Origin of the sequence: Bradyrhizobium sp. LA6.8 (assembly GCF_040547935.1) — a bacterium.
GTDB lineage: Bacteria > Pseudomonadota > Alphaproteobacteria > Rhizobiales > Xanthobacteraceae > Bradyrhizobium > Bradyrhizobium barranii.
Window position 1 is genome coordinate 1 of sequence record NZ_JBEPQQ010000020.1, and the last position, 18,299, is coordinate 18,299.

The following is an 18,299-nucleotide window of genomic DNA, read 5'->3' on the forward strand; positions in this document are numbered from 1 at the left end:
TTCCACGGGCGGCTCCTTCTTTTGAGGTCATCGACGACCCCATCTTGCCACGCAGACCGGCGGAAGGGGGCCGTCCACCCCAACACGAGAGCCCGATGCGGCGGAAGCCGCACGCGCAAAAGAAGCAGCGCAAAGACTTGAGTCGGAGGAACTAGATTTCCTCGCGCGCATTCGTCTGCGCGTCATAGATCCTGATCTGAAGCATGGGAAAACGTTTCTTGAGCTCTTCTCCACCTGCCCTGGCGCCGTCTCTGGTTGCAAATTCGGCTCTCAGTCGGCCGTCCACTTCAAGCGCATAACCAGAAGCAGGCAGTTCACGGGTGGCAGCAACCATATCATTCCCATTGTGCAGTGAGGTGGTTGAGAATGATGGGTAGCGTGAGTCGCCCACACTGCGCTAGCACTCCAAACCCTGAGTTCCTGCCATTGCGAATCCCTGCCAGCCGGAATGAATGACGGACAAAACGATTCGCCGTATCAGGAGCTATTCCAATGCTGATGACAAGCGAACGAAGGCCGGCGATACGGACGATGCGCGGATGGGCGATTGCCGTGCTTCAGGATGCTGGCGCCATCCGCGAGTGCGAGGAGCACGGTTGGATGCAGGACCGCGCCGATCCGCACGCGCGGGAGCGGGCCTTCGATATCGCCCGTGGAGTCCCGCCAGCAGGCGTCTCCCCCGATGCAGCGGCGGCCGAAGTTCACGACGTGCTGAACTCGATTGGTGATACCTGCCCAGAATGCCCTCCTGATTAGAAGGACCGGCGCCGAGCATGACCGAAACTAACCCCGCGCGCGCCGCAGCGTAGCTTCCAATCGCTTCTTCTCCTTATCCCAGCGGGCTTTTTCGGCCTGCGATCTCTTCTCGAGAGCCTCGACCTCGGCCTGGATGGCGGCGGCCCGCTTCGCGTGCTCTTGCTCAGCCTTGTCCAGCGCAGCCTGCGCCTTGTCGACCGCCTGCTGACGGCGTTCACGGTCCTTCCGCCTGGCAGTCTCCTCCTTCGCCTGTTCAAGCTGGCGCCGCTTCTGCTCCTTTTCGAAGGCGAGCGCGGCCTTTCGTTCCGCAGCCTTGTCGACGGGGCGAGAGGAAGGTTTCTTCGCCTTTGGGCCTTTCGACTTGCGGGCGGCTTTCGTTGGTCCGCCGCCGCCAAGATCGGTGGGCAGCTCGGCATGTTCGCTGAAAGATCCGTCGGATCCAACCGGGCGCCTGAGAACAACGCCTGGCTTCTTCTTGGCTGCCGCGATAACGTCCGGATCGTCGCTTTCCTTGGCCGCGCCCTGGTGGAAGAGATTGCTGTCTGCGCCCCACGCTTCCAGCGCCGCCTTCATGGAGGGAGCGGCCATCGCCAGATCGAAGAAGCCGAGCGAGGTCTGGTAGGTCTTCAGTTTTCTCGCCATGAGACGCTTCCCCGCACCGCCACTGACCGCTGCCATGCGATCAGCGGTGTTGTCTACCTCGCGGGCAGAGAACTTCCAAAGCGGGCGAACAGAGCGGCCGGCCCGGGCAATATCTCGATGCATCCGGCGTGTCGGAACGAACTTTCCGTGAACCCACCGCAAAGATACCTTAAGCCGACTTCCGCTGCGGTTTGGCCGCCTGCTTCTTCCCCGCGGCCTCTTTCGCCGGCTTCTTGCCTGCGATTGGCATCAGCATTTCCTTCTGATCCGGCGCCGCCTTGCGCGGCTTTTTGCCTGGCTTTCTGGGTGCCTCTGTCGCGGCCGCCTCTTCTCTTCCAATGCTCTTGCGCAGCGCGTCCATCAGGTCGACGACATTCTCGCCTCGAGGGCGCGCTTTCGCGGTGATGGGTTTGCCAGCGCGCTTCTTGTTGATGAGATCGATAAGGGCAGTTTCGTACTGGTCTTCGAACTTGTCCGGCTCGAAGTGGCCGGCCTTCTGGTTGACGATGTGCCTGGCCAGATCGAGCATGTCCTTGGTGACTTTGACGTCCTGGATATCGTCGAAATACTCGTCGGCGGACCGGACTTCGTAGGGATAGCGCAGCAGCGTCCCCATCAGCCCCTTGTCGAGCGGCTCCAGTGCGATGATGTGCTCGCGATTGGTCAGCACCACGCGACCGATCGCGACCTTGTTCATTTCGCGGATGGTTTCGCGGATGACCGCGAAAGCGTCGTGCCCCACTTTACCGTCGGGGCGCAGATAATAGGGCCGGATGAGATATCTTGGATCAATCTCGCTGCGGTCGACGAACTCGTCGATCTCGATCGTTCGCGTCGATTCCAGCGCGACATTCTCGAGTTCTTCCTTCGTCACCTCGATGAATGTGTCGGTGTCGACCTTGTAGCCTTTGACGATGTCCTCGTTGTCGACCTCCTCACCGGTATCGGCGTCCACCTTGGCGTACTTGATGCGGTGGCCGGTCTTCCGGTTGAGCTGGTTGAAGGAGACCTTTTCGGATTCCGACGCGGCCGGATAGAGCGCTACCGGACAGGTGACGAGGGAAAGACGCAGGAAGCCTTTCCAGTTAGCGCGGGGGGCCATCGTGGGGGAACTCCATACTGGTGCCGGATTCAAGACGAACGGGCCGGCTTGGTTCCGACACCGCGCCCCTCTTAACGGGATGATTTTTTCACGAATGAGGGTTCGAGCGGACTCGACATTTGTTCTTGTTATGTTCTAATTCAGAATGACCGACCGACCCGCGAGCTGGCGCATGCCGACCCCAAAGCAGATGGAAAAGCTGGCCGCTGAAGCCGCCCGTAGGCCGATTCCCTCCGCTGCGGCTCCGGATGCTCCCCTCCCGGCGGAATATTGGGAATCGGTGCTCAAAGACCCTCGCGCCGATGCGACCGGAGCCCAGTTGCGGCAGCGACGTCTGTCGGAAATTCAGCGTCACGTCCTGCGCGTCTCCTGCCGCCGCTGCGATAGGACAGTGGAAATCCAGACCGTCGATGCAGTCCGATTATATGGCGGCAACGCGGTCTGGAAGGACGTGGCGCAGCGGTTGCTCGACAACACCTGCCAGCAGCGCACCGGCAGGCATGAAGAAGACGGGTGCTGGCCGGCGTTCGAATCGCCGTAATCGCTCTGGATTTGCCGATCCGATCTCTTTTGCGCCTGGATATCCGGATGGCCCCGAAGTATCACCCTACGCCCCTGTCGGGCGGCGATCGCAAGGCTCTGGCAAAAGAGCTCGGCAAGGCGGGCGCAATGGCTAACATCCTGGCTACCCAATCGGCGGAGATGCGGGCCAAAGGCGAGGCAATGATCCAGCAAGCCGATAGGCTGCTTTGCGAAAGCTGGAACGAGCGAATGTGGAGTGACGGCGAACCGATCGATCCGTCGCCGACCATCGATCAGGCTGTGAACGGAGGCTTCCCCTGGCTGGAGATTAGGTGTGCGCGCCGCAAGACGCCGAGCGACGTGGACCTCGCGGCGATGAAGCACCCGCCGACCACCTTCGTGCACGATCTCGCCAGCCGGCTGCGCTGCCGCAAATGCGCCAAGGCGGGCCGGCGTCCATCCGCGACTCTGCTACAATTGACTTGGCAGCCGCGCCACTCTCGAACCGAATCCTGACTGATGTGCAATCTCTATTCGATCACGACAAACCAGGCCGCAATCAGCGCACTGTTCCGCGTTGTGAACCGATACGTTGGAAATCTGGCGCCGATGCCGGGGGTCTTCCCCGATTACAATGCACCGATCGTGCGGAATGGAGCCGAGGGCCGCGAACTCACTACGGCGCGATGGGGGATGCCATCGTCATCAAAGGCGCAGATGGACGCTACGAAGAAGCGAGCCGAGAAGCTGCAGGCCAAAGGCAAGGCAGTGGATTTCAAGGAATTGCTGCGCCTGGAGCCGGACGGCGGCACGACCAACATCCGCAACGTGAAAAGCAAGCACTGGACGCGATGGCTGGGAGCCGAGAACCGCTGCGTGGTACCGTTCAACTCCTTCAGCGAGTTCAACAAGGCCGAGGGCGGTGATATTTGGTTCGCACTCGACGAGACTCGTCCCCTCGCCTGCTTCGCCGGCATCTGGACCAACTGGACCTCTGTCCGGAAAGTCAAGGAAGGTGAGACCACCAACGACCTGTTCGCGTTCCTCACGACCGAGCCGAACGTCGAGGTCGGCGCCATCCACCCCAAGGCGATGCCCGTGATCCTGACAACCCCGGACGAGGTCGAGACCTGGATGACAGCACTTCCGGACGAGGCCCTGAAGCTGCAGCGGCCTTTACCAGATGAGATACTCCGGGTCGTCGCCCGGGGCGTCAAGGAAGACCAAGCAGGATCCACATTGTGACCGACGAGACAGACTGCCAAACTGCGCCACCATGCATCGATACATGGCTAAGCGCGCTAGACAACGTTTGCGACGATCGCGCTCCAAACGCCACGACACGACACTGATCAAAAAGGCGTAAGTGTTCTCGCCGGCCCACTCGCAAAAAGAATATGCGTGCCTTGGCGGGCTCCAGAAAAATCGCGTCAGTTCTCAGGCCTGGCAGTCGAGAATATCGCGGTCAATTCGGGCCACTTCGCTGAATTTACTCTTAAGATGGCCAACCAGTCCCGGTCCTTTGACGATGACACCTATTTCCGCCCCGCGTGGCTTCCATGGATTGGAGGTTGTCGCGAGCCAGTTGAAGCTCGTGATCAGCAAAGCGTCATCGTCCCAGGTCATGAATTTTCCGTGGACCTGATCGACGGCAAAAAGCTTTATGCCTACTTCGGAAAGCGCGGCCGCAGTACGGTCACGCTCTTCTTGTGAGACGCTTTTAGCGAGCTTGTTATGGATGAGCGTTACCGCGACCTTATTCCTGTCGGTCGCGCGCATCGGCACGAAAACCGAGGTTTCGCCGGCCGGCCCCAGCAGATCGCAGACGGCGACGATACTTGAGGCAGCGCCATCACGGGCTTCGCGAACCGCCGCGAGATGCTCATGATCTCTCAGCACCGCCACACGATGCGACCCATCGCTCCGTGCGTTAGTCCGGCGACATTCGTTGCGCAGCTCAGAAAGGCGATAGACGTCCTTTGTCCACTTACCCGATGACGGAATCCGGAGAAACGCCAGTGCTGACGCCAGCGTGGCCACGACGTGCGGCTCCCGCAGCCTGATCGACACTTCAACGGATTTGTAAAGAGAAGAAAGCCAATTGCACGAGCCGACGTAAGCTTCATAGGATCCGTGAGGTCCCGAATCGGCGAGCACGATCTTGGCATGAGATCCGGTCTCGGTCTCGGCGAAGCGCAGATATGATTTCGTATGCGGAGACAACTTGTCGAACATCGCCTTCGCTTCTCGAAAATCTTTCAGCGCGTCTTCGTTCAGCTCCTCGTTTCGTTGACCCCATAGGAGGTCAACTCTCACCTTGCGCTTCGCCGCGGCCTCGAGATCAGGCATCAGACGGCGCACGGCTTCCGTTCCCACAAAGCAGGTATGGATCACCACGAACGATTTCGCATCCGACAGCACCCGCTTCAGCTCCGACAGATGAGCAGGCCCGCCGACGACAAGATCGTCCGCTGTCACCTCGGCATAGCTATAGCCGTCCTCTGTTTCCAGGCGGGTATCGGCACGTGCGATCACTTCTTCAGCAGTTTCATCGTCACCCGCATCAGGCGCGACGGTTACGGCATCCACGATCGCCTGGCGAAATTCGGGAGAGGTGTATTGCGGCAGTCCCTCGACCTGGTCACCGGAGATCTGCACCGATGCGAAGAGACGCTGAGCCGTGATCCTGTGGTCGACCCACTCCTCGAAGGTCTCGTCCTCCTTCATGTACAACCGGTCGACACTGCCTGTCGGCGACATGGTCAATTTGAAAACCCTCGGTCTCAGGACGAAAGCATTCTCGGGAAGCTTGTCCTTGTGGATGAGGGTAAGATCCTCGGGCTGGAAAAAGCTCATGGTAATCCGCTCCATGCACAAGGTATCGCGCCTGCGCAGGTTACGGGTATCTTCCGGCAGCTTCTTGAGCGCCGCTGCTTTCTTGCCGCCTGCCGTCGCCTCAAACGCGACACGGCCGGAGCTCGTGTGAATGTCGACCCATCCGACGCCGATCAGCTCGATCAGGCATTCGACAACAAGCCGGAGCGGGACGCCGGAGAGTTCAGCAAGCTCCACGGAAGTTGCCCGTTCCTGGGCGAGCTTCCACAAGACCATGTGCTCGAATGCGCTCCAGGTGCGGCCCTGCTTGACGATATAATCCGCCCGAACCTTGTAGATCGGAATATAGACTGTCATCCGGGCCGTCACTTGGTAGCTCCTCCGAAGTCCTTCGGCTGTATCCGCTTCACTCGACCGCGCTTCTCCTCCGCGATCAACCACCGCATCAATCTGGTGATGTGAGCAAGCTCGTCCTCCTCCTTTGGCTCGGATGAGACATCCACCCGGCTCGCCAGAAAATTCCAGCTGCCCACCAGGACAAGCTTCTGCCTTGCCCGGCTTAGCAGAACATTGAAACGACGCCGGTCGGCGAGGAAGCCCAGGCCCTTGCCGACCTTCTCGTCATTGTTGCGCACGAGCGAGGCAACCACGACGTCCGCTTCACTTCCCTGAAATTCGTCCACCGTTGCGCCCATCCGCTTCGCAGGGCGGATGTCGAGTTCAGGATGGAGCAGGTTTTTCAGCTTTCCTGAAGATGTCTTGTCGGAAACCGCCGACACGATGTCGCGAACCTGTGCGCGGTAGGGCGACAAGATCTGAATATGGCAATCCTGTCCCACCTTGGGAACAAACTGCGTTAATACCTGAAGAACAGCATCGATCTCCGCGGGGTTGGTATATCGACGCTTGCCGTCGGCTCCGCCCACCTCGCCCGTCGCGTGCTTGACCTCCTGCATCCAGGGCAAGTCGACGAAGACAATGCGCTGCTCCGGCATCCATCCGTTGGCCACGATGTCAAACGGCGGACCTTCGCTCTCAAATCGCGCGATAGCGTCTTCATGCGTCCGCAACCTCTCGTGATAGAAGCAATGCGAGATCATATCGCAAATATCCGGATGCATGCGATGCTGCAATTCGAGTCGCATGGCAATCGGCGCTTCCGCGACCACGCTTCTCTGGCAGCGTCGAAACATTTCCGCAAAGAACTGCACCATGTCGAGCCAGACGGTGCAACTCTCGGTGAACCTCTGCTGATCCTCATCGTCCAATCCGACATACTCTCGGCCAACCAGGCCGGGAGCAAATCCAGCGCCGTTCTTCCACGCGTTCAGAATGCGAGGAGGCTCGCGGAATAGGCCCTCGAGCGCTGCGAAATTGAAAGGTGGAAGCTGCTCCTGGTCACCGATCAACAGCACCCGGTAGCTCGCCTGAAGCGCGAGCGCGAGGTCGAACCCGTGCGCCTTTCCGGCTTCTTCCACAATCGACCAATCAAAGCGCCGGTTGTCCTCCAGCAGCTGCGCTAGCTCTCCCGAGTTCGACGTCGCGAATACGACATTGGCCGCTTGGCGAACCAAGGATTCCAGACTGCGTATATCTCGCGTTGCCGGCTTGCCTTGTTCCAGATCCACCGCGATCGATCTTGCCCGCTCCTGGATGTGGCCGGGGGCGGACGCCGCCAGCGGGCTGTCGGAAATCGCTTTGGCCAAACGAGCCGTGGTGCGGGAGACGTAGTCCGTGTCTGCCTTGTCGTCGAGACGGACGACAATCGGACGCGTGGTCTGCGGCAAGGTGGCGATGCGCTCCGCAAGCTTGCGCTGAACATGCCGGACCGCTTCATGTGAATGTGCGGTGATCAGTGCCTGCGTCGATACATCGACTTCGAGCAAGCGGGTGGTCAATGTCTCGAGAAGCCGTGTTTTACCGGTCCCCGGTGGACCCTGGAGCGCGAATAGCGGCTGCGTCTTCCAGATTCTGTTAAGCGCGAGTTGCTTTGACGCATCCATGCTCTCGATCGCATCGCTGCTACCGGGGCTATCGGTCGTGTCCCGCCGCGCTCGATCGGGATCGGCGATCGCGGTCAGCAGACCGGCATGACTTCGCATGCCATCGATCGCCCGCTGACGCCGCTTGAGCTGGGCGATCGTCCCGCCGAGCCCCGACGGCATCAGGTACATCCTGGAATCCAGCGTCGGAGCCGGAAGGCCGGCATCTTCGTGATAAAAGCGGTACCTGATCCCGCCCGGGTGAAAAATCATGCGGTCGAAACGCCAGCGGATGTTGGTCTCCTGCTCGCCGCGCCCCAAAACGCCTTCATAGCCCAGCGTAAAATCCGACTCCTCCGCAAGAGGCAGAGAGACAGCATCGCGCGTGAAAAAATCTCTCATCTGTTCTGCTGAACGAGAGAGCTTCAGGTTCAACGCGAGCTCATCGCGATGTCCGTCAGGAACCGGGGTCACCTCGACGACCGCGCCTTCCGTCTGCTCTTCCACATCGACGACGCGAACCGGCCAGATCTGGGCCGCCGTCAGCAACGCATCCAGTTGGTTCGTGATCCGGAAGAACTCCAGAACCTGATACTGAGCATCGTCCAACTCGGTCGTGGTCGACTCAAACGGGAAGACGGCATCCCAGGCCGCGCCGATGTTGCGCGCCCGGTTCAGGTCTCGTGCAAGCTTCGGGGCCGCCCGCACCTCAATCTTGCGCCCGTCGAGCAAAGCCACTTTTTCCGTTGGATCCAGTGAAGGCGGGTCGGCGGACTGGCAAAATCCGACATCCCAGGTCGGCGTATCCCTCTCCCATCGCTGTACGCGGTACTGCAGCAGACGACCGTTGAGCACGTAGTGTTGAAAGGGCGTCTGGCGGACGAGGAGTTGTAAATCTCCGGGTAAATCTCTTTGGATAAAATCAAGCTGCGCCTCAACGTCTGCTGCTCGAATGGCCCCCTTAGCCGCGTTCGCAGTTATATCAGCGATGGCTTCGGAAAGACGAGAACCCGATCCCAGGTTAAAGCCGATGTACAAAGGCTTTCCGATGACGATCGTGCGGTTACGTACAGAGGCATGCGCCTCCGAAAGTCCCTGTAAGATGGTGGCGCTGTCGGTAAATCGCCTCTCGGGATCAGGCTCGAGCAGACCAAGAATGAGAGCTCGCTCGGGAGGGCCGAGATAAGCAAGGTTCAAAACGACTTCGCGCAGTCTTTCGACTGTCTTGGTGCCTCTACCGGAAGGCTCGAACCCAAAAATCTCCGTGCAGAGCACACCGAAATCAAACCAATCGGTCGCGAATGAGTACCGCGCATCTGATTTCTCGAGCTCCGGCGCCCGCAACCGATCGACCTTGTTGGAGCCGTCGCGTCCGACGGGCGACGCTGATGTGACCCGGAGCGACCACTCGAAGCCGCTCATACGAAAATCACAGTCGCCGCGGTCGTCACTAAATACCGCAGACGGCGATATGGCCCGGTGAATGGTACCTTCCTCGTGCAGCATGCTCACAGCGGTTGCGATGCGGCGCAGCCCTTCCCAAACCTTTCGGCGACGCGCCGGCGTTGAGACATCTCTTAGCCAAGGTCGGCGTCCTCGATCCGCGAGCATTTGCGCGAGCGGCTGGCGATCGCCGGCATCGAGGACGACGTAGAACCGTTTCTCCTCAATGCCGAGGTCCCGCAGCTGAACGAAATACTGTCCGGCTCTAGGATATCCTCCGAGGCGGAGAAGGCTTCGGATTTCGTGGTTCCAGAGCGCCCTTAGATCGGCGGACTCGCCTGTCCGTGACCAGGTACGCGCGAACAAGAACATGCCAGCATCGCTCACCTCGTAAAGAAACGGAAAACGACCAGCCCTGTCGCCGCGAATGATCGTGCGAACGATCCTGTACTTGTCGCCAAGATATTGCGGTGAGCTCACGAATCGGTCCCTATAAACGATAAGTTGCAAGAGAATAGGGGCATATCTCGGCAGTAAACAATCGCCGATGCCTGTTTCCACGATTTATCCAAGCGGAAATGGACTCTCTCGATGACCAAGGACCACGGACCCAAGCCGGACGATATCGACCCGTACGAGCGGCAATTACTTCCACCTGACGGGAACTTCGATAATCTTGTTAGCAACTGGGGGCGTGTAAATTCCCGGCTGACGATCTTCCTGGGCGCCGGGGCTTCGGTCGGCGCCAAAAACCGCGCAGGTCAACTCTTGCCTTCTGCACTGCGACTGCGGGATGAGATCTGGCTGGAGTTCATGTGCAACGATGAAGAGAGGCGAGCGTTTGGACCGAAAACGCTCGGGATGATGACCCTCGAGCATGCTGCGGCCTTGGCCGAAGCGCGGGCCGGACGGGGGGCTATAGAGGAATATCTGACGGCGCGATTCGACTGCACCCGACCTCTTTGGCAACACGCTGTACTTCCCTTTCTCGGACCGAAGGCGCTCTTCACTACGAATTATGATGAGCTCATCGAAAAGGGCTGGCGCCTTCAGATTGGGCAACCAAAAACGGAGGAGATTTTCCTAAGACACAATGCAGCCCACCTGGATTCTCCGGCGCCCAGAATGCCGTTGTTCAAACCGCACGGTACGATGGAGCTTGCAGCGCGCCAAATCGGGCAAGGAGGACTCGTCATTACAATGTTCGATTACTTTCGAATGATTGGCGATTACAAAGGTATGATCGAACGGTTTCTTTCCGACTTCAACCAGAGCTGCGTGCTGTTTATCGGATACGCCTTCATGGATATGGACATAGGAGCCGAGCTTTTTCGTCTTAGACAGGATCGAAAGATTCCATGGTACGCCGTGTTCCCTCGGGACGATGCCGACGTTCGGAGGATGTACGAGCAGAAGTTCGGCATCCTGCAGATCAACCGGCGCTCACTTGACTTTCTTGTCGAGCTCGATGATCGAGTTGACTTCATTGCAGACAAAAAGTGGAAGTTTGATCAATTATCGAGTCTTAGAGGGGCCGGCTTGATTCAATGAGTGGTGCGAATTTCTGGTCAATGCCGGGGCCGCAGCGATAAGCATTCGTACGAGTAGGTATCGCCCGCGAGAGGATCAGGGCCGACAAGATGGGAGGCGAGACCAATTATACCATGATCACCTCCCGTAGCTGTTAATGGACCGTGGGCGCCTGTGGATACCGAAAATGATTGAAAGCTACCGGCGGTAGGGCACGATGTGATTTGTGGCGTCTTGCGCATCTCTTACGTTCATGCTGCGACGCTTCGTCGACATCCGCTTAGATGGGCTGCATACGATGGCCAAATCTGTTTCCCTTCCGAATGGCCGGTTTTGGAAGGCGCAAACTGCCGCACTCGATCACTTCAAGAACATGCTCAGGCGATATGCCGACGAGCAAACTGTCGAAGACTATCTTGATCACGATGATCTTGTTGCCCTTCTCGAGCGCTACGATGCCGTCATCGTCGACGGACCGACGAAGATTGGGCGTGGAATAGACTATTTTTTCCGGCGCCAAAATGCTGGCGAGGGTTTTTCAACGCCCGGCTTTTGGGTGCGTCGGGTCGACGGCAGCGAGACCGACTTCAGTTACATCCAGGCCGTAAAGGGGCAACCGAAGTCGAATGCGCAGGAGTTCTATGATGCCTGCCGTGCCGCTGTCGCGGCCGATCTCCTGGCGGCGAAGAAACGTCATTTCACCACTTTCGCGGATAGTACGGACCGCGTCCCTTGCGACCTCACCGGCGAGTTGGTTGCTTTCCCTGACGCCCATCTCGATCATGCTTATCCGACTTTTGGGCAATTGGTCATAACATTCCGCGCCGCGCGTGGTTGGCAGCATGGTGCGCCTAAGGGAACGCTGACCTTGCCGGCAGACGCGCAGACTACCACGACCTTTGTCGATAGCGCCGTCGCGGAGGCCTTCCGGCTATTTCATCACGGCGCAGCGACGCTCCGGATCGTTGCACGACACCGAAACCTCTCGATGTCGGCGAGTCAGCGGCGACCGAAAGTGAAGTTGCCGGTACAGATTTAGGATGAGGTGTCCCCGCAATGGACCCATCGGAGAAAGACGCTGGCTACACGGTCACACTTGCGATCCCGGATATCACGCGGCTGGCGGATGAGGCGCTCGCGCTATTTGCTCCGTTCCGTGACGGACGTTGGAGTGCCCAAACAAAGGCTCTGCTCGCGCAATTCTCAGCCACCAAACTGGATCTCAATCGCGGGTGACGTCCACTGCATGCATTCTCCGCATCGGTCGAGCAGCGCGACAATCCGGACCTTCGCGGCAAACCGGTCGCCCTGCCATCCTTAATGCCCACTGTGGTATGGTGATAATGCCTCAGCGGACGCCGCGCATCATCGAATGGCGGCAGAACCTGACCAAGATATCTTTTCAGTAGCGGTAAAACCTACGAATCGCCGAGATTGGCTTATGAGCACGTTGCAGAAGACGATTGCAGACAAGTTCCTCGCCAAATTGGCCGAGGACGAGGACTTCGATTCAAAAAAGATCGAGCAGATTACCGATCTCTTGGCGGCCGATAAGAAGCCTAAGGCCGACGATTTCGCCAAGGTGTTCGCGTCCGATGACGCCGGCGACATCGAATGATCAAGCTCGAGAGTGCCCATATCGAAGAGGTACGTGGTATCCGCAAGCTGGATATCACGTTCGGCAAGGACACGTTCTCGGTATCCGGCCCCAATGGATCGGGTAAGAGCGGTGTGATCGATGCAATCGAGTTCGCGCTCACAGGCAAGATGAGTCGTCTGACCGGTGCGGGCACCAAGGGCCTGTCCGTGTCCGAGCATGGGCCCCATGTCGATAAGACCAAATTTCCGGACGCGGCCTTCGTCAGCCTGACCGTTCATTTCCAGGAACTTGGGAAGACGGCGACCATCAAGCGCAAAGTCTCCGCTCCAAAAAAGCCGACGATCAATCCCAACGAACCTGATATCCGGGCGGCCTTCGACGAAATCGCCGGACATCCCGAAATTACACTGTCGCGCCGCGACATTCTGCGCTTCATCTTGATCGAACCCACCAAACGGTCAGAAGAGATTCAGGCGATCTTGAAGCTTGACGAGATCGGCCAGACGCGCGCGGCCCTGAACACCGCTGCCAACAGACTTCAATCCGCACAAAAGCTCGCGTCGACACAGGTCGATATCAGTCGGGACACGCTGCAGCGGCACCTGCAAATTGCAGAATTCCGAGCGCCTGACCTCCTCAGCGCGGTCAATGCGCGGCGAAACGCTCTCGGCCTGCCGGAGATCGCGACGCTTGCAGCGGATACTAAGCTCGATGCGGGACTTTCCGGCGGCGATAAACTGCCAGAGTTCAACAAGGCATCCCAATTGCGCGATCTTGAAGCCCTTTCCGGCGCCTTGGAGAAGATTGGGCCTGCCGGCGCAGAACCCGCCACAGTCATTCTCGCAGCAATCGCCCGGCTTGAATCCGATCCCTCGCTCCTGGATGCATTTCAGCGCCGCGCTCTGATCGAGAAGGGGCTTGAACTGTTGGACGGCGCCGAGTGTCCACTCTGTGATCACTCCTGGGATGATGAAGATCACCTGCGCAAGCATCTGGAAACGAAGCTGTCGAAATCTGGAGAAGCCGCCAAGCTTCAGGCCGAGATGCTCGGCGCTGGCTCAACGCTCGCACAGTACAGCGCGCGGTTGGGAGCACTCATTGCGCCAGTTGTCAAAATCGCAGCCGAGCACAATGATGCCGCCCGCCTGCTGCTTGATCGCTGGGCGCAAGATCTTGAGACCTTCAAAGGCGGTCTCTCCGACCTGCAGGGCCTTGTTGGCATGAAATCGCGGCTTGAACGCGGCTGGCATGGTCTACCGGGTCAGCTCGCAACAATGCTCGTTGCTATTAGGGCCGCCGTGGACGCGAAACCCGACCAGACGGCCCATGTAGACGCGCACACCTTTCTTACGACGGCACAGTTGCGCCTCGATGATTATCGCGAGGCAATGCGTAAAGGTACCGCAGCCCAAAAGGCAGCCAGACTCGGCAAAGCCGCTTATGACGCCTACTGCGATGTCATGGAAGCCGAACTCAATGCGCTCTATGACAGCGTCGAAAAGGACTTCAGCACTTACTATAAGGCGGTCAACGAAGACGACGAAGTGAAATTCACGGCGAGGCTCAGCCCAAGCGAGGGCAAGCTGGATTTCAACGTCAATTTTTACGAGCGTGGCCTGTTTCCGCCGGGTGCCTATCACAGTGAAGGCCATCAGGACGGGATGGGCGTGTGCCTTTATCTGGCACTCATGAAGCGTCTTTTCGGAGATCGCTTCACGCTTGCATTGCTTGACGACGTGGTCATGTCCGTCGATTCCGGACATCGCTATCAATTCTGCAAGCTGCTAAAATCGTATTTCCCCAATACCCAGTTTATCATTACGACCCACGACCGCCTTTGGGCGGAGCAGATGCGCTCGGCAGGTCTGGTTACCACCAAGACATCGCTCGCATTTCACAGCTGGACCGTTGATACAGGTCCGCTTGTCGAATCAAATGAAGAAATCTGGGACGAAATCGCGGCCGCACTTTCGCGCGGCAAGGTCGAAACCGCCGCCCATGGATTGCGGCATCATCTTGAATATGCGTCTCGGCACCTGGCAGACCAGCTGGCGGCGCGGCCTGCGTTCCGCAGCGACGGAAATTACGAGCTTGGTGAACTCCTGCCGAGCGTTCTGGTTCGCATGAAAGAACTCTGCGGCAGAGCTGCGGATGCCGCCCAATCCTGGGGCAATACCGCGGCAAAGGAGGAGGCTCTTAGCCGCAAGACGGCGCTATCCGAGTCAAACGGCGCACGCAGCGTTGAACAGTGGGCCGTCAACAAGGCGGTGCATTACAACGAATGGGCCAATTTCGGCAAAAGAGATTTTGAACCCGTCATCGCCGCGTTCAAGAGCCTGCTCGAATGCTTTCGCTGCGATGACTGCGGCTCGTGGCTTTACGCTTCGCCCAAACCAATCCCCGAGTCTCTGCGTTGCGCCTGCAACAAGGTGACCCTGAATCTCAAATCGAAACCCAAGTAGACGCGCATTTTTCATAAATGCATCATCACCCTCGCAATTCTGACAAGTATCGATTTTAGTTCGCGTCTTCTCGCGACCGGATGGGCAAATTTGCAAAAATGCCGTCTTGAAGGCGTTTCCGTCCACAGCGCTGGGATGGAATTTCCTTTCTTGGACTGGTTCGGGGAACATTCTTGTTCTATTATTGTTCCCCATGAGCAAAGACGTTGTAAGCGAAGACGGAGAAGATCAAGGCGCGCCCGCGCGGATGTCGCCCTCCGAGTTCATGCGCGAGCTTCGTCCTGAATATTACTCCGACACCGTTGAGCGTCCCACCCACGTTCTGAGTGCTGACCGTCTCGAATATCACTTGGACTCGTTAACGTCCCGAAACCAGACGCACGAATTCGAGATCTTTTGCCGCAAACTCTGCGAGCGAACGATCTGTCCCAACCTGCGGCCTCAAACAGGTCCTGATGGTGGCGGCGACAGCAAAGCCGACACGGAAACCTATCCAGTGTCGGATGAAGTCTCCGGTCTCACTTATGTCGGCGACGCGAACAGCGGTCGTGAAAGATGGGCCTTCGCCTTCAGCGCCAAGAAAGAGTGGAGCGTCAAGGTACGCGCGGACGTCAAGGGCATTGCAGAAACAGTCAGGGGGTACGACAAGATCATCTTTGTTACGAGCCGTTTTGCGAAAGCCAAGGATCGCGCTCGCATCGAAGATGAATTGTCAAAGCAATACAGCATTCGCGTGACCATTCTTGATCGCTCTTGGATCGTGACCGAGATCATCGAAAAAGAACGCACCGACCTTGCGTTCAATTACTTGAAGGTCGGAGACGACGTCGGCGCTCGGCGGCTTGGCCCAAAGGATTACTCTCGCTCCCAGCAGCTCGCTGACATTGAACGGGCGATAGAAGATCCGGCGGCTTTTCAGGCCATGGAGCGGCAGCTTGTCACCGAGGCGCTCGTCGCGGCAAAACTCTCGCGCGGTTTAGAGAGGCCGCGCACTGAAACAGATGGACGATTTGCGCGAGCCATCCGCCTTGCGGAGACCCACGGTTCTTATCGGCAAAAACTGGAAGCTCGGTACGAGCAAATATGGACCGCGTTCTGGTGGTATAATGACTTTAATCTCCTGAACGCGTCGTACGATGATTTCGAAGCGCGCGCGCTGGAATCAACTCATGCAAAAAATCTGGAGTTCCTGGGGAATCTAAACCAGCTCCTCGTCAATTCCATCGTTCATGACCATATGACGCGCGAAGAGTGCCGGTACGACGAGCGCTCTGCCAGATTAAAACGGGCACTGGACGTGCAGGCACGGGATGCGAGCCGACCGAACAATAGCCTGGAGGCGGAAACCGATCTCCAGAGAATAGCGGTCAATCGGGCGATACTGGCGCAGGATGAAACAGCACTTTCGTCTGTTTTCAATGGCTACTGCGCAATACTCGACAAGGCCAAGGGACTTGGAGAATTCGATGCGGATGGAGTCATCCGCTTTATAGAGGTTATTGGCGGGGTCGCGGGCAATGATCCGGCGTACAATGAACTCGTCGAAAAGCTCGCCGATTTCGTTGGTACGAGAAAGAGCGAAGCCGAAGGCGCGCTGGTTCTGCTCAAACGAGCACAAAAGCTGGACTTGTCGGCGGACAAGTTCGACATGATCCGGTGGCTGGGTAAAGCGGCAATAGGCCTGACAAAGCGTGAATACACCGCGGAGTTGATCGATGCGACACAGCTGCTGACGCTGGCTTACAGAAGCGCCGGCTTGCACTGGGCCGCCCGCGCGAGCTGTTGTCTTGCTGCGGCATCCATCATCGTCGAAGGCGAGAAGGATGGAGACCTGCCTGCCAGCATTGTTCCCACAATGAAGATATGGGCCTGGAACGCGTTGGAGCTTTGTCACCTGCCTGATGTTCTGTTCGCAATCCAGCTTTTGAACGGATGCTTGGCTGGCCTTCCGTTGACCGAGGAGTCGAAGGCCAAGGTCCGCGAGGATCTCATAGAATTGGACATGGCTTTGGGCTGTCTATTCCTGAACCTGAAGGAAAATGACCTGCGCAGGCTGGAAGAAACGCCGGATATTTTGGCAAGCCTCAGTTTGTTTATGTCGCGCACGGCCCTGCTGTACTCACTCGGCCACCCGGAAGTCCTTCGCGAGGATGGCAGTCTGCCGAAGGAAGAGACCGACGAGGCGGTAAACCGCCTCCTCTCCACGCTTAAGAGCCAGCCCTTGGCGGAAAGCTTGCGCGGACCGTTGCTCCTGAACCAGGAGGGGCGTCAGGTACTCGTGACCACGATCATGGGCATGAAGGTCGAGGTTGAAGTACTAGAAAGCCGGCATATTCCCTTAGCCGAATGCGTATTGGGTTCAATTGAGGCCTTCTTTGCCACCGTAATCGAGAAACGTGTCGCGCCACATACCGAGCTATTCTGCATTAGTATAATCGCAAGCGAGCAAGCGCAGGACCCGGCCATCGAAACCAGTGAGCTGGATATGAAATCCACCGTCACCTGGCCGGCCAGTCTTCAGCTTGTGAGCATTGATCGCCAGAGCGACATAAATCAGTTTTACTGCGAAGTCGCGGCCCACATCCTGGGAGCCGCCTGTTCGGTTAAAGATGGGACCGCATTGCTGGATGAGCTTTTTGCGGACGCTGCAGTTCAGCAGCGCATCGCGATGATTTCCTCCGCTCCTAACAGTTACTCCCGGACGGCATCGCAAAATTTCTCATCCTTGGCCGATTGGAAGAAACCGGTAAGCCGCTCCTATCCGCTCCGCGAACAACGGGCAGAGGTTCCTCGGATCAAGCTGGCTCAGCCTGACGATGAGATTCCTGATTTTGGAGAAGACGACGGATCGCTTGGGGTTAAAAACCACAAAGGCATTAGCATCCGCTCTGTGATTGATGTCCATGCGTGGGACAGGGCGCGGTGGCAAGGTTGCGGTTACATCCAGATAGGTCATTCGCTGCCCTACATGGCATTTCTCTTTGAGGACAAAGAGGGCGCGCGGAAGATTTTTGAACGGTGGCGCGAACGTTTCGGCGCGGAAGACGCTGGCGAGCAGATCGGCGTTTCGATCATAAGGCATTTGCCCGACATGAACCCCCATCACTATTGTGTTCAGATCGCCTCCGCCGACCCATTGTCGCGCGGCGCTGTCACGAAAGCGCCCGTTATGGTGGCAACTCGCTCAATGACCATGGAGCCAAACGACAGCCGGAACCTGGATATGTTCTTAGCCGGATACCAGCGTCACGGAGCATTTTATCTGTTGCCCGCTATAGGGCGGGTCAATCCCGAGCCCTTCTACGATCTGGCCATCGTGAAACGCGATCTCACCGTGAAGTCGGCTGCCGACGTTCTTGATCACGAGATTGAAGCTTTGCCACTCCGCATGCGCGGACTGAAGACCCCTGCATAATTCGATGCGA

The 18,299-nt window shown here is 58.0% G+C and carries 14 protein-coding genes; 9 read left to right on the forward strand and 5 right to left on the reverse strand.

Features of this window, described 5'->3' with window-relative positions; translation table 11 throughout:
• Positions 1-151: 151 nt before the first annotated feature.
• Positions 152-334: a hypothetical protein gene (locus ABIA90_RS45325; protein ID WP_354122406.1), complete on the reverse strand. Its 183-nt coding sequence runs from the start codon at positions 332-334 to the stop codon at positions 152-154.
• Between the two features lie 158 nt (positions 335-492).
• Between ABIA90_RS45325 and ABIA90_RS45330 the strand changes: the two genes are divergently transcribed.
• A complete protein-coding gene (locus ABIA90_RS45330; protein ID WP_354122405.1) occupies positions 493-756 on the forward strand; it encodes a hypothetical protein in 264 nt (87 codons plus the stop codon).
• A gap of 27 nt (positions 757-783) precedes the next feature.
• Here the strand turns inward: ABIA90_RS45330 and ABIA90_RS45335 are convergent, their stop codons facing one another.
• Together ABIA90_RS45335 and ku are read right to left on the reverse strand one after the other, a co-directional pair.
• The gene (locus ABIA90_RS45335; RefSeq protein ID WP_354122409.1) at positions 784-1,398 is read right to left on the reverse strand and encodes a cell envelope biogenesis protein TolA; all 615 of its coding nucleotides are present in this window, start codon (positions 1,396-1,398) and stop codon (positions 784-786) included.
• Positions 1,399-1,567: 169 nt separating this feature from the next.
• Positions 1,568-2,500, reverse strand: a complete 933-nt coding sequence (ku, locus tag ABIA90_RS45340; protein ID WP_354122404.1) for a non-homologous end joining protein Ku — start codon at positions 2,498-2,500, stop codon at positions 1,568-1,570.
• A gap of 145 nt (positions 2,501-2,645) precedes the next feature.
• Here ku and ABIA90_RS45345 point away from each other — a divergent pair, with 145 nt between their 5' ends.
• From ABIA90_RS45345 to ABIA90_RS45355, 3 genes are read left to right on the forward strand one after another with little or no spacing between them, the layout of a single operon-like run.
• On the forward strand, positions 2,646-3,041 hold the full coding sequence (locus ABIA90_RS45345) for a hypothetical protein (RefSeq protein ID WP_354122403.1): 396 nt from the start codon (positions 2,646-2,648) through the stop codon (positions 3,039-3,041).
• Between the two features lie 47 nt (positions 3,042-3,088).
• Positions 3,089-3,538, forward strand: coding sequence for a hypothetical protein (locus tag ABIA90_RS45350; protein ID WP_354122408.1), 450 nt, complete (start codon positions 3,089-3,091; stop codon positions 3,536-3,538).
• A gap of 3 nt (positions 3,539-3,541) precedes the next feature.
• Positions 3,542-4,267, forward strand: a complete 726-nt coding sequence (locus ABIA90_RS45355) for an SOS response-associated peptidase (RefSeq protein ID WP_354122402.1) — start codon at positions 3,542-3,544, stop codon at positions 4,265-4,267.
• 192 nt (positions 4,268-4,459) lie between these two features.
• Here ABIA90_RS45355 and ABIA90_RS45360 read toward each other — a convergent pair whose 3' ends face one another.
• Both ABIA90_RS45360 and ABIA90_RS45365 read right to left on the reverse strand, forming a co-directional pair.
• The gene (locus ABIA90_RS45360) at positions 4,460-6,226 is read right to left on the reverse strand and encodes a phospholipase D-like domain-containing protein (protein WP_354122401.1); all 1,767 of its coding nucleotides are present in this window, start codon (positions 6,224-6,226) and stop codon (positions 4,460-4,462) included.
• Entirely contained in the window at positions 6,223-9,762 is a 3,540-nt protein-coding gene (locus tag ABIA90_RS45365; protein ID WP_354122400.1) for an AAA domain-containing protein, read from the reverse strand. Before ABIA90_RS45365 ends, ABIA90_RS45360 begins: the two co-directional genes overlap by 4 nt.
• A gap of 111 nt (positions 9,763-9,873) precedes the next feature.
• Between ABIA90_RS45365 and ABIA90_RS45370 the strand changes: the two genes are divergently transcribed.
• The 5 genes from ABIA90_RS45370 to ABIA90_RS45390 all read left to right on the forward strand — a co-directional run bounded on the left by ABIA90_RS45370 (position 9,874) and on the right by ABIA90_RS45390 (position 18,289).
• Complete coding sequence (locus ABIA90_RS45370) at positions 9,874-10,833, forward strand: SIR2 family NAD-dependent protein deacylase (RefSeq protein WP_354122399.1); 960 nt, start codon at positions 9,874-9,876, stop codon at positions 10,831-10,833.
• 232 nt (positions 10,834-11,065) lie between these two features.
• Positions 11,066-11,851: a DCL family protein gene (locus ABIA90_RS45375; RefSeq protein WP_354122398.1), complete on the forward strand. Its 786-nt coding sequence runs from the start codon at positions 11,066-11,068 to the stop codon at positions 11,849-11,851.
• Between the two features lie 402 nt (positions 11,852-12,253).
• A complete protein-coding gene (locus ABIA90_RS45380) occupies positions 12,254-12,430 on the forward strand; it encodes a hypothetical protein (RefSeq protein WP_334380512.1) in 177 nt (58 codons plus the stop codon).
• Complete coding sequence (locus ABIA90_RS45385) at positions 12,427-14,874, forward strand: AAA family ATPase (protein ID WP_354122396.1); 2,448 nt, start codon at positions 12,427-12,429, stop codon at positions 14,872-14,874. The genes ABIA90_RS45380 and ABIA90_RS45385 overlap by 4 nt, the downstream gene beginning before the upstream one ends.
• Before the next feature lie 106 nt (positions 14,875-14,980).
• A complete protein-coding gene (locus ABIA90_RS45390) occupies positions 14,981-18,289 on the forward strand; it encodes a hypothetical protein (RefSeq protein ID WP_354122395.1) in 3,309 nt (1,102 codons plus the stop codon).
• The last annotated feature ends 10 nt before the right edge of the window (positions 18,290-18,299 follow it).